We start from the raw sequence: 12,345 nt of genomic DNA on the forward strand, positions 1-12,345 counted from the left end.
ACCGCGCGGCGGGCCGCAGGATCAGACGTGTGATCCGAGCCCGTCCATCGCCGCGCGAACGAGTTTCGCTTCCGCTTTTCGCAGGTGTTCGCTCGCCGTCGCCGGTGCACACTCGAGTTCAGTAGCGACATCGGCATGGGTCGCGGCGCGGGGCTGATCGTAGTAGCCCAACTCGAGGGCGGCCACGACCGCCTCCCGTTGTCGCTCGCTCAACGTTCCCGCCGGCCGATCCGGATCACCGCGAACGGTTTCGATCTCGTCGATCTGCAGTTCGATGACGTCCCCCGCTCGATCGAACGCCGCCTGCAGCGATTCCGGCTCGCCGACGACCCGAAAGTGGATGGCTCCGTCGCGGTAGACGATCGGTTTGCGGGCGACGAGTCGGGACTGCATCCGGGCCCGGTGGATCGTCTCGTACATCGGCGTCTCGAGGGGCCGCGTTTCGACGAACGCGTACGTCCACCCGTCTTCGCTCGAGGACAGTTCTACCGATTCGATACCGGCCGTCTCGGTCGCGTCTTCCCGAAACCGCTCGGGATCGCCCTCGATCGCGAAGAGCAACGTTTCCACGCCGTCGCGCGTGGGATTCCCGCTGAGAAGGCGTGCTTCCCGAATCCGCGACGAATTCGCCAGCAGGTTGTAAAACGTCGGCGCGGCGTCCGGGTCGATGGTGACTCGACCGCGAATGTGTTTCATTGTGTCGTCCAACCGCTGGTGATCTTATAAAAACACCATTTATACGTCGCAGAATGCCTTCCGGCGCTGCGTCGGTGTGTTCGGATACGATGCTCGAAATCACACGCGTTCCGTCGTCGACGGAGGGATGGAACTGATGGCGTGGGTCGACCGCGTCAGTTCGGTCGTCACCGAACGCAGTCGGCTCGTTATCGTCCTCTTCCTCGTGCTCACGCTGGGTATCGGTGCCGGTGCGGCCACCATCGAGGAGTCCAATCGGCTCGCGATCGACGCCGACTCCGAGACGGCAGCGGCCGATGACTCCATCGCCGCGAACTTCGCAGAACGCGACATCAACGCGACGACGTCGGTGATCGCCGTCCGAAACACCGACGGGAACGCTCTCTCCCGGGCGTCGCTGCTCCGGGAACTCGAGTTCCAGCGGGAACTCGTGGCCAACGAATCGGTCAACGAGACCCTCGTGGCCGACCAGTCGGGCGGTGTCGCGAACGTCGTCGCCACGACGGCGATCGCCGGTACGGACGGTGCGAGCGGTGAGTCGGGGAGTGAGGCGAACCGCGAGGACGGACGAGGGACGACAACGCCCTCGCTCGAGGCGCAGATCGACGCCCTCGAGTCGATGAGCGACGAGGAGGTCGCCGCGCTCGTCGCCGGGATCACCGATCCGGACGGCGATCACCCGGAACGACAGCGCGTCTACTCGCTGTTGCCCCGGGAGTACGAACCCGGTTCGGCGACGGCGGATGCGCGGCTGATCGTCCTCACGCAGGAGACCGAGAAACCGATTCGAACCGACGTGTCGGTTTCCGAGACGGTCGCCGAGGGGCAGATCGACGCCCACGATATCGCACAGTCACAGACCGGTCCGGAAACGTACCTGATGGTCGGAAGCGGGCTCGTGGGTGAACAGGAAAACGCCGCGATCGAGGACAGCCTCGCGATCGTCGGTCCACTCGCGGTTCTGTTCGTCATCGCCGCCCTCTCGATCACCTACCGCGACCCGCTGGACGTCGTGCTCGGACTGGTGGGCGTCGCCCTCGTTCTCGTCTGGACGTTCGGCACGATCGGGTGGGCCGGAATCGCGTTCAATCAGCTGATGGTCGCGATCCCGATACTGCTCGTCGGGTTGTCGGTCGACTACTCGTTTCACGCCATCATGCGGTACCGGGAAGAATACGGAGGGGACGGTGATATCCGCGACGCGATGGACCGCTCGTTGCGCGGCGTCGGTCCGGCGCTCGCGCTCGTCACGATCACGACGGCGATCGGGTTCCTCGCGAACCTCACGAGTCCGGCGACCGATCTCCAGCAGTTCGGGATCGTCGCCGCGATCGGCATCGTGGCGACGCTGCTGATCTTCGGGCTCTTCGTTCCCGCCTGTAAAGTGGAACTCGACCGCGCTCTGGCGGCTCGCGGCTTCGACCGCTCCGCTCGCGCCGTCGGAACCGGCGGTCGCGTCGGCGCGCTTCTCGGCGGTGGCTCGAAGCTGGCTCGGCGGGCACCGGTTGCAGTCGTCGTGATCGCACTGCTCGTCACCGCCGGCGGCGTCGCCGGGGCGGCGCAACTCGAGACGTCCGCCGACGACGATCTGTACATCGCGGACGACCCACCGGCGTGGACCGCGGAGCTTCCGGACGCGATAGAGCCGGGAGAGTACTCACTGCACGACGACCGCGAGTACATCTACGAGACGTTTCGCACACCGGATCAGCGGGTCGAAATCCTGATCGAGGGCGACGTCACGGAGCCGTCGACGCTCGAGCGACTCGACGCTGCCGAGTCCGAGGCCGCCGACGCCGCCGTCACCATCGACCGTCCGATGGGTGAGCCGGCGGTCGACTCGCCGCTCTCGGCGATGGAACGCACCGCGGCGGACGACGAGGCGTTCAACGAGACGTTCGACGATGCGGACACCGACGGCGACGGCGTCCCCGATCGGAACCTCGAGAGCGTCTACGACGCGTTCTTCGCGGCGAACCCGTCGCTCGCTGGACAGTACGTCCACCGGACGGACGAGGGATACGCGGCGCTCAGGCTCGGCATGGGCGTCGACGGCACCGCCGACGTCTCGACGATCGACGATCAGGTCGGCGACGTCGCAGCGGTGGTCGAGACCGACGACCGGCGAGCGACCCCGACGGGTCAGTCGCTGGTCGCGGCTGCGGCGACCGATCAGCTCATCACTACCGTCTTCGAGAGCATCGCGGCGACGTTCGTCGGGATCCTCGGCCTGCTCACCGTCGTCTTCCGCGCTACGAGAGGGCGCGCATCGCTGGGGATCGTCACGCTCGTACCCGTGACCGTCGCCGTGAGCTGGCTGTTCGGAACGCTGTCCCTGCTCGAGATCCCGATCAGCATGACCACCGCGATCGTCGGCAGCATCGCGCTCGGACTGGGTGTCGACTACGCGATCCACGTCACCGAACGGTTCGCCGACGAACTCGAGGGGGGCGCCGACGCGGCGTCGGCGCTCCACCGGACGGTCGTCGGGACCGGCGGTGCGCTCCTGAGCAGCGCCGTCACGACGGCAGCCGGCTTCGGCGTCCTCGGATTCGCGTTGCTTCCGGCGCTTCGACAGTTTGGCGTGAGTCTCGCACTGGGGATCGTCTACGCTTTCGTCGCGAGCGTCGTCGTCCTGCCGAGCCTGCTGGCCTGCTGGGTGCGATACGGCCCCGGAACGGCCACGAAGGCGACGGGAACCGCGACCCCCAGCGACGACTGACGACCGGCGTCGAGCGCGGGCGGAATCGCCGCGAGAATCCGATACGGCGCGAGCGCCGGCGCAGGACTCAGTCCGTCAGCCCGTATCCGATTTTGAACAGGTAGACGTCGATCGCCAGGACGAGGACGGTCCCCGCCGCGAGCACGCCGAGCGAGACCAGCGGCGCGAAGTCGGTGTAGGGTGCGGGCAAGATCCCGATCGCGACCAGATCCGAGTGCCCGAGTAGTCCGTACCGGACGCTGTCGACCATGTAGACCATCGGGTTCACCAGCGAGAGGGTCACCTGCCAGGCGTGGCCGAACGTCTGGAGCGAGTAGAAGACCGCGCCGAAGAACACCAGCGGCCGGAGGATGAACTGGTTCATCACGGTCAGATCGTCGAAATCCCTGGCGATGAGCCCGCCGATGATGCCGAAGCCGGCGAACAGCGACGTGATGACGACCATCGTGGCCACGAGGTAGAGGCCGTGCTCGATACCGATCGGAACGAACACCCGGCCGACGGCGGCGATGATGACGCCGACGACGAGGCCCCGCACCGCGCTGGCACCGACGTAGGCGACGACCATCTCGACGTAGGATAGCGGCGAGGTCAGCGTCTCGTGGATGTACTCGTTCCATCTGCCGTGGAAGATCGAGAACGAGGCGTTCTCGAAGGCGTTGGAGATCGCACCGAGCACGATGAGGCCGGGCACGATGAAGAGGATATAGGGATAGCCCGCGATCTCGTCGATCCGGCCGCCGAGGATCACCCCGAAGACGGCGAAGTAGAGGACGTTCGTGATCGCCGGCGGCATGAACGTGTTCTTCGGCCGGCGGACGAACCGAAGTATCTCACGGCGGAAGAGCGCGCGGAAGCCGACCGACAGCATCAGGCGACCCCCTCTTGTTCTCGCTCCCGCTCGGGCGTCGACGGTGCGTCCACCTCACTGCCGTCATCGCCGGTGTCCTCTCCGCTTTCGGTCCCGGACCGGGTCACGGTCCGGTCCTCGCTCCTCGTCAGGTCGACGAAGATCTCCTCGAGCGAGGTCCGCGTGATCTCGAGGTCGGCGATCTCGTGGCCCATCGCCTCGAGATCGTTGAGCAGTCGCGGTGCGGTCGAGCCGCCGTCGTCGACGCGGACCTCGAGGCGGTCGCCCGACACCGTCGTTTCGTGTGCGTACGCGCCGAGTTCGGGCGCGCCGTCGGGTGTCGACTCGAGTCCGACGGCGATGGTGTCGGTGCCGCGCTGTTTCAGTTCGTCCGGGGTCGCGACGGTCACCTTCCGACCCTCGTTCATGATCGCGACGCGGTCACAGAGGCGTTCGGCTTCCTCGATGTAGTGGGTCGTCAGGAGGATCGTCGTCCCCTCGTCGTTGAGTTCGGTTACGAGCTCCCACAGATCGTGGCGGAGCTGGACGTCGACGCCGGCGGTCGGCTCGTCCAGGATCAGGAGGTCGGGTTCGGTGACGAGGGCTCGAGCGAGCAGGAGCCGTCGTTTCATCCCGCCGGAGAGCCAGTCGAAGCGCTCGTCGCGCTTGTCGTAGATTCCGACGCGCTTGAGGACCTCGTCGGCCCGGTCGGCGGCTTCACTTTCGGGAACGCCGTGGTAGCCGGCCTTGTGCTTCAACACTTCGCGAATGGAAAAGAACCGGTCGACGTTGAACTCCTGTGGCGCGAGCCCGATCGCGTCGCGGGCCTGCCGGTAGTCGTCCTCGACGTCGTAACCGAAGACGCGGGCCTCCCCGCCGGACTTGCGGACCAGTCCGACTAGCGTGTTGATGAACGTCGTCTTCCCCGCACCGTTGGGGCCGAGCAGACCGAAGAACTCGCCCTCCTCGACGGTGAGCGAGAGCTCCTGCAGGGCACGCAGCTCTCCGTACTCCTTCACGAGATCGACGGTCTCGATGGCCGGTGGCATCGGTGCAGTGTCGGCCCCGACCACGGTTAAACCGTTTGTTCGGGGAACCACGCTGGGACCCCGTTCGCACCGGCCTCAGTCCGCCGTTCGTGGTCGGCCCGCGGGGGTGATCGCACCGCTCTGCTGGACGATGTCGAAGGCGGTCATCACGTCGGTTCGCGAGATCAGCCCCACGAGATCGCCGTCGTCGACGACCAGGAGCCGACCGATGTCGTGTTCCCGCATCCGTTCGATCGCCGTCATCGCGTCCGAATCGGGTTCGATCGTCTGCAGGTCCGTCGTCATCACCTCTTCGACGATGTAGGCGTCGCGCTCGACCGGATCGACCTCGCGGGCGTCGGTCAGCGTTACGAGGCCGATCAGCCGGTCCCCCTCGAACGCGTCGTTGTCGACGACGGGATACCCGGTGTGGCGTTCGGTGAACATCCGCTGGATCAACTCGGCGACCGTCGTCTCGGGATCGACGGTGTGGAGGTCCTCGGCCGGCGTCATGATGTCGCCGACGGTGACGTCCTGGAAGGCCGCCTTCATCGTCACCTGCTGGGCCTCGCTCGAGGCGGCGATGTAGACGAAGAAGGCGACGCCGATGAGGATGATGTTGACCGAAAAGAGGCCGAACAGTCCCATCACGACCGCGAACAGTTTGCCGACGCTGGCGGCCTGCTGGGTCGCCTTCGCGTAGGGTTGACTGCGAGCGAGCAACGCTCGCAGCACCCGCCCGCCGTCCATCGGGAACGCGGGAAGCATGTTGAAGAACGCGAGCGCAACGTTCAGGACGGCGAGGTAGCCGAGGACGAACCGGACGCCGCTGAGACTCTCGGGCGTCACGAGAAAGAGGGCGTAGGAGCCTGCGCCTACCAGAATACTGACGATTGGCCCGGCGACGGCGATGTTGAGTTCCTGTCGCCAGTCCTCGGGCATCTCGGAGAAGGCGGCGATGCCGCCGAACAGCCAGAGCGTGATCGAATCGATCGGAAAGCCGTACCGCTGGGCGGTCAGCGAGTGGCCCAGTTCGTGGAGGACGACGCCGACGAACAGACCGACTGCCGCAGCCAGCCCGAGTAACAGCGGCGTCACCCCTCCGCTAATCGCCCCGATATCGATCCCCGCCGCTAGTCCGTCGTTCAGTAACGTCGCGACGTCCTCGATCTGTGTCCCGATGAGGTACGCGAACAACGGGAGCACCAGCAGGAACGTCAGATCGAGTTTGATCGGAATCCCGAACAGGGATCCGATCCGAAAGCTCCTCATGGCCATTGATTTCGGCGGCGGAACCTTAAATACGCCGCCGGATAGCGGGTCGAGTGGAGATTCGTTCGTCCGTCGTCACGCCACCGATCCGTCACCGGCCCCGGTCTCGATTTCGTTCTCGCTCGGGTCGGCTTCGATCCTGGTTCGGCCGCCGTCGGCCGCTTCCCTCCACAAATAGTGGCATATGTACACAATAATATCTACTAGCGTCTATATACCTACTGCACCATAGGTTTATACGGAAGCTCGTGGTTAGTGTTGGTATGCTGATGAAAGGCGCGCAGACGACCGATCGAATCGACCCCCTTCCGACCGAACTCGACTCCGCCCAGAGCAAACTCGTCTACCTCACGCTCGAGGCGACCGGCGGGGCGACGGCCACGGATCTCAGTGAGACCCTCAACATGCAGAAACTGGGCGTTCTGAGCGTTCTCTCCTCGCTCTCGAGCGCCGGACTGATCGAGCGGACCGACTCGGGATACGCGCCCGCGAACTGAGTTTCGCCGGAATCGGCCCGCACGAGGCCGGTGATTGCGGACCCGCCCCGAGGCGGCGCTTCGAAGCCTTTATCCGCGCGGTGGGCTTCCGTTTTCGTAAGTAACCACAACCATGTCAGACAAGCCTGCCTCCATGTACCGGGAGATCAGTAAGCCGGCCTACACGCGCCGCGAATACATTACTGGAATTCCGGGTTCGAAGATCGCACAGCACAAGATGGGCGACGTCTCGGCGGACCCCGACGACTACCCCGTCCAGATCAGCCTCATCACGGAAGAGGAAGTCCAGATTCGCCACGGCTCGCTCGAGGCCTCGCGCCTGTCGGCCAACCGCCACATGCTGAAAAACGCCGGCGAGAACAACTACAAGATGATCCTGCGCAAGTTCCCCCACCACGTCATCCGGGAGAACAAGCAGGCGACGGGCGCGGGTGCGGACCGTGTCTCTGACGGGATGCGCCAGGCGTTCGGGAAGATCGTCGGCACCGCGGCTCGCATCGGCGCCGGGGAGCGCATCTTCACCATCTGGTGTGACGTCGACGACGCCGAGTTCGCCAAGGACGCGCTTCGGCGTTCCTACAACAAGATCTCGCCGCCGTGTCGCGTCGTCGTCGAGCGCGGCGAGGAACAGCTGATCGCATAACGAAAGCACTCCTCCCTCCGTTCTCTCACTCCTGAGCGGCGCACAGCGCCGCGCAGTCGCTCGTTCACGTCGCTCGTCGGCCCGCTCGCTCGGCCTGCGGCCTCGCTCGCGGTCGGTAGCGGTGACGTCCTGCCCTCCCCCGAGTCGTGTGTCTCTCGCGGTGCTCGAGACACACTCCCGGCCACTGCAGTTCGATTTCGGATCACCGTCTCGAGCACCTTTTTGCCGCTCTCCTCCCGAGTACCGCGTATGATCGATCTCGCCGTCGCGAACGACAAGGAGACGTTCGAGCGGATGGGGGAGCCGCTAGCCGAGCGGGGAATACAGGTTCACCACGTACCCGTGCGCGAGCGAACGATCGCGCTCGACGACCCGCCGTGGGGTCCCGACGAGTACGACGTGGGGTTCGTCTACCCGGGTCGGCTCATGGAAGGTGGGGTCGCCGACGCCCTGCTCGAGCTCCCGTGGCTCAACGACCACGAGACGGTGCTGACGTCGCGGAACAAGGCCGAGGTGCTGGCGCGGCTCGGACGAGCGGATCTGCCGGTCCCGAGAACGGTCTATGTCTCTAACGATGTCAGTGAGGACGAGTTGACCGACGTCTTCGACCGATTCGAGCCGCCGGTCGTCGTCAAGCCGAACTCGACGACGCGGGGCGTCGGCGTCGCGAAAGCCCACGATCTGGACTCGTTTCTGGGGATCTGCGACTACCTCTCGCTGGTCCACGACTACCGGGCGACTGGCGACCAGTCCTTTCTCGTCCAGGAGTACCTCCCCGACGCCGTCGACTACCGCGTGATGGTGCTCGAAGGGGAGTACGTCGGCGCGGTCGAACGCCGACTCCCCGACGAGGCGATCGCCGAGGGGCAGTGGAAACACAACGTCCACCGCGGCGCGACGGCGACCGGCGTCGACCTCCCCGAGCCGTGGCGCGACCTCGCCGAATCGGTCGCCGCCGAACTCGAGATTCCGTTCCTGGGCGTCGATCTGCTCGAGACGGGGGAGAAACTGGTGATCAACGAGACGAACGCGCGGCCGACCATCGACGAGGAGACGAAGTACGAGCCGGCGTTCTACGACCGACTCGCGGCCGCGATACGGCGCGCTGCCGACCGAGAATAGCGACCGGCAAAACGCTCCGACCGCGACTGCCCGCTTACTCGAGACTGATGTCCGAGGACTGTTCGGCGCGATCGAAGACGACCTCGAGGACGCCGTTGTTGTAGGTCGCGGATGCGGTGTGTTCGTTGACGCGAGTCGGGAGGGAGACGCGCTCGTCGTACTGGCGGTGCTCGCTCTCGGCGGAGATCGTCAGGGTCTTGCCGTCGCACTCGAGTTCGATGTTGTCCTTCTCGACGCCCGGAAGGTCTGCGACGACGCGCACCTCGTCGTCGGTCTCGTGGATGTCGACGTGTGTGTCCATGCCGAACCCGTTGTCGACGTTGCTCGAGGAGTCGAAATCGACGTTGGCGTTGGCGCCGTTCATCATCTCGTTCATCATTCGTTCGATCTCACGGAACAGGTCGTCGAAGGGTTCGTCGCGGTCGTCTCGGCGCATGTGGATCTCTAGGGTACGACGTGGCAAAAACTTTCTGTCGTTGCTATACGATCGGGACGGCGTCGTCGCCCGTCGCGGGAAGCCCGACGCGGGACGGCCGGTCCCTCGAGCCGCCTCGAGGCGCGGTCGCCGCCTCGAGACGCGCGTTACAGCCCGATTCCGAGCGATTCGTCGGTCGTCTCGATGCTCTCGTCGGCGTCGGCGACACCGGTCACGGCGCGGACGGCGTCGACGTTCTCCGGTACCACGTCGCTCTCCTGATGGATGCCCTGGAAGAGGTAGAGGTCGTCGCCGACGGTCGAGATCGACTCCTCCCAGATGCAGTTCTCCCAGACGTCGCCGCGTGGCCGACCCGCGTCGAGGGCGTACTCCTTGAGTTTGCCGCTGCCGTCGATGTTCATCCGTTCGGGGATCAGGAACAGGCGCGACTCGTCGGCGAACAGGTCGCGGACGGCCGCGTCGTCGACCGCCTCCTCGAGCGTGACGTTCAGGCTGTGCATGTGCATCAGCGTCGCGGGCACCTTCATCCCGAGCGTGTCGATGTCCAGGTCGGGGAAGATGGTCTCGACGTCGGGCCCGTGGTGGGACGGAATCGTCACCGGGTTCGGGAGGATGTCGTTGATCGGACCGCGGGAGGTCTGCCCGGGGTCGCCGCCCCGACGGACGAGCGTCGCGCGGACCTTCTCGACGCCGTAGGCCTCCCGGAGCGGCGCGATAACTCGAGAGAGCCCGGTCGTGTTACAGGAGACGACGCGCACGTGGTCGGCGTCGACGGCGTCCTCGAAGTTCGAGCGCGCGTTGAAGCTCACGTCGGCGAGGTCGGCGTCCTCGCCGCCCTGATAGAGCGCGGGCGTGTCGTACTCCTCGTAGAGGGCCTTGTTCTGTGCGCCGATCCCCGACGGCGTGGCGTCGACGACGACGTCGGCGTCGGCCACGAGCTCCTCGACCGGTCCCGCGATGTCGAGGCCGGCCTCGGCGAACAGTTCCGCGCGCTCTTCGACGGCCGCGTAGAGCGGAAACCCCTTGTCGATCGCCGTCTCGGCCTCGAAGTTCGGACGCGTCTTCGCGACGCCCAGTACCTCCATGTCGGGCTGCTGTCGGACGGCGTCCGCGACGCGCTTGCCGATCGTGCCGTAACCGTTGATCGCGACCTGTTGCATGTGCTCGGGAGTGGACCACCGAGGGGGATAATCGTTTCGAGGACTATCAAGCGATTTTTACTCGAACCGGAGTTCTCGATCCCTCTCGGTGCCGGTTTCGATCGGTCGTTCATCGTCGGTCACGTTCGTTCGCTCTCCCCTCGAGCGAGACCCGCGGCGAGCCCGACCGAGACCCGGTTCGTGACCGAAGGCAAGACATATCGGCCCGCTGCCCACACACGAACGTATGGCAGCACTTCGAGCAGCGGCGGAGACGGCGGTCCGCCAGTGTCTGAATCTCGAGGCAGAGGAGTCGTGTGCGATCGTCACCGACGACGAGCGCGAACCGATCGGGGAGGCGCTCTACGAGGTGGCGAGCGAGATCAGCGACGACGCCGTGATCGTTCGGTACCCGCCGGGGGAGACCCACGGCAGCGAACCACCGGCACCGGTTGCGGCGGCGATGGCCGGAGCCGACGTGGTGCTCGCGCCGACGACCAAGAGCCTGAGCCACACTCGCGCCCGGACCGAGGCCAACGAGGCCGGCGCGCGGGTCGCGACGCTGCCGGGGATCACCGAGGACGTCTTCACCGCGGGGCTGGACGCCGATTACGAATCGATCGCGGCCCACTGCGAGGCCGTCCGGGAACAGGTCGCCGACGCCGACGAGATCCGCGTCACGACCGACGCCGGGACCGACATCACCTTTGGCGTCGAGGGCCGGGCGTGGCTCGCGGACACCGGCATCGTTCACGAACCCGGTGAGATGTCGAACCTCCCGGCCGGCGAAGTGTTCATCAGCCCGACGACTGCGGACGGCACGTTCGTCGTCGACGGGACGATGCGCCCCCACGGGCTGCTCGAGGACGGCCACCGGCTCACGTTCGAGGTCGAAGACGGGCTTGTCACCCACATCTCGGACGACGAGATCCGCGCGACGGTCGAGGGCGCGGCCGAAGACGTGGGCGACGCCGCGTACAACCTCGCCGAACTCGGTATCGGGACGAACGTCGCCGTCACCGAACTCGTCGGCTCGGTGTTGCTCGACGAGAAAGCCGGGGGGACCGTTCACATCGCGATCGGAGATAACGCGGGGATCGGCGGCGACACGGAGGCACCGATCCACCTCGACGGAATCGTTCGGGAGCCGACGGTCTTCGCCGACGGCGAACCGGTCGACCTCCCGGTCGCGGGCGACTCCTGATCGACCGCCCGTTCGTCTCTCTCGACGGCCGCTCGAGCGAAAATCGCTCGCCGGCGTCGAATTAAATCTTCGGCAGTCGTGTGAGAACCTAGTGGTTTGAAGTATCGCTAGTGTGAGTTCTGCCCGATGGACGAGACACAGGGGTACGATATTCGGGGGATCGAGTTGACTGACGACCGTTACACGGTCGAACAGGGTTTCGTTCGGAACAAGTACCGGGCGCTCGATCCGGACGGGAACGTCGTTCTCCGGGGGAAACAGAAGATGCTGAAGATGAAGGAGGAGTTCCCCTTCGTCGACGCCGACGGGAACGAGGTGTTCACGGTGAAAGCCGGGGGGATCACCGACATCGCCGGGAACTACGTGCTCTCGGACGCCGAGACCGGTGCGGATCTGGTTATCCTGGACAACGACTACTCGCTGCTGCAGGACACGTGGAAGATTCGCGACGCGACCACCGAGGCGAAACTGGCCGAGATCAACTCTCGAGGTGCGATGGTGACGCTGGCCCGGAACATCGTTCCGTTCGGCGGGTGGATCCCGCACAGGTACGAGATCACCGACCAGTCGGGCGCTCACGTCGGCTCGATAGATGGCCAGTTCTCGCTGCGGGACCGCTACGAGATCACCATCGACGACGCCAGTTCCGTCCCGAAAGAGCCCGTCGTGGCCGCGGCGATGGTCATCGACGCGATTCAGGGGAACTAGCCGGCCCGACGACCGGTTCAATCGCCTT

At 65.7% G+C, this 12,345-nt stretch carries 12 protein-coding genes; 6 read left to right on the forward strand and 6 right to left on the reverse strand.

All coding sequences use genetic code 11. The annotated features are described in order from the left end of the window. Positions 1-21: 21 nt before the first annotated feature. Positions 22-696, reverse strand: coding sequence for a helix-turn-helix domain-containing protein (locus BMX07_RS12055; RefSeq protein ID WP_090618092.1), 675 nt, complete (start codon positions 694-696; stop codon positions 22-24). A 136-nt stretch (positions 697-832) separates the two neighbouring features. On the opposite strand from BMX07_RS12055, the gene BMX07_RS12060 reads away from it, so the two are divergent. Further along, positions 833-3,418, forward strand: a complete 2,586-nt coding sequence (locus BMX07_RS12060; RefSeq protein WP_175480132.1) for an efflux RND transporter permease subunit — start codon at positions 833-835, stop codon at positions 3,416-3,418. A 67-nt stretch (positions 3,419-3,485) separates the two neighbouring features. On the opposite strand, the gene BMX07_RS12065 is transcribed toward BMX07_RS12060, so the two are convergent. From BMX07_RS12065 to BMX07_RS12075, 3 genes are all read right to left on the reverse strand, one after another. After that, the gene (locus tag BMX07_RS12065) at positions 3,486-4,289 is read right to left on the reverse strand and encodes an ABC transporter permease (protein WP_090618096.1); all 804 of its coding nucleotides are present in this window, start codon (positions 4,287-4,289) and stop codon (positions 3,486-3,488) included. Further along, complete coding sequence (locus BMX07_RS12070) at positions 4,289-5,317, reverse strand: ABC transporter ATP-binding protein (protein ID WP_090618441.1); 1,029 nt, start codon at positions 5,315-5,317, stop codon at positions 4,289-4,291. Before BMX07_RS12070 ends, BMX07_RS12065 begins: the two co-directional genes overlap by 1 nt. 75 nt (positions 5,318-5,392) lie before the next feature. Beyond that, positions 5,393-6,568, reverse strand: coding sequence for a CBS domain-containing protein (locus BMX07_RS12075; RefSeq protein WP_090618442.1), 1,176 nt, complete (start codon positions 6,566-6,568; stop codon positions 5,393-5,395). Between the two features lie 263 nt (positions 6,569-6,831). Between BMX07_RS12075 and BMX07_RS12080 the strand changes: the two genes are divergently transcribed. The 3 genes from BMX07_RS12080 (at position 6,832) to BMX07_RS12090 (ending at position 8,830) form a co-directional block, all read left to right on the forward strand. After that, on the forward strand, positions 6,832-7,065 hold the full coding sequence (locus BMX07_RS12080) for a helix-turn-helix domain-containing protein (protein ID WP_090618098.1): 234 nt from the start codon (positions 6,832-6,834) through the stop codon (positions 7,063-7,065). Between the two features lie 112 nt (positions 7,066-7,177). After that, positions 7,178-7,708 (forward strand): 50S ribosomal protein L16, encoded by a 531-nt coding sequence (locus BMX07_RS12085; RefSeq protein WP_090618100.1) that lies wholly within the window; start codon positions 7,178-7,180, stop codon positions 7,706-7,708. 249 nt (positions 7,709-7,957) lie between these two features. After that, positions 7,958-8,830, forward strand: a complete 873-nt coding sequence (locus tag BMX07_RS12090) for an ATP-grasp domain-containing protein (RefSeq protein WP_090618102.1) — start codon at positions 7,958-7,960, stop codon at positions 8,828-8,830. A 34-nt stretch (positions 8,831-8,864) separates the two neighbouring features. Here the strand turns inward: BMX07_RS12090 and BMX07_RS12095 are convergent, their stop codons facing one another. Both BMX07_RS12095 and BMX07_RS12100 read right to left on the reverse strand, forming a co-directional pair. Further along, a complete protein-coding gene (locus BMX07_RS12095) occupies positions 8,865-9,266 on the reverse strand; it encodes an Hsp20/alpha crystallin family protein (RefSeq protein WP_090618104.1) in 402 nt (133 codons plus the stop codon). Between the two features lie 146 nt (positions 9,267-9,412). Continuing rightward, positions 9,413-10,426, reverse strand: coding sequence for a type II glyceraldehyde-3-phosphate dehydrogenase (locus tag BMX07_RS12100; RefSeq protein ID WP_090618106.1), 1,014 nt, complete (start codon positions 10,424-10,426; stop codon positions 9,413-9,415). Between the two features lie 226 nt (positions 10,427-10,652). Here BMX07_RS12100 and BMX07_RS12105 point away from each other — a divergent pair, with 226 nt between their 5' ends. Then, positions 10,653-11,609, forward strand: coding sequence for an aminopeptidase (locus BMX07_RS12105; protein ID WP_090618108.1), 957 nt, complete (start codon positions 10,653-10,655; stop codon positions 11,607-11,609). A gap of 126 nt (positions 11,610-11,735) precedes the next feature. Beyond that, the gene (locus tag BMX07_RS12110) at positions 11,736-12,317 is read left to right on the forward strand and encodes an LURP-one-related/scramblase family protein (protein ID WP_090618110.1); all 582 of its coding nucleotides are present in this window, start codon (positions 11,736-11,738) and stop codon (positions 12,315-12,317) included. Positions 12,318-12,345 lie beyond the last annotated feature (28 nt).

This window comes from Natrinema salaciae (assembly GCF_900110865.1).
GTDB lineage: Archaea > Halobacteriota > Halobacteria > Halobacteriales > Natrialbaceae > Natrinema > Natrinema salaciae.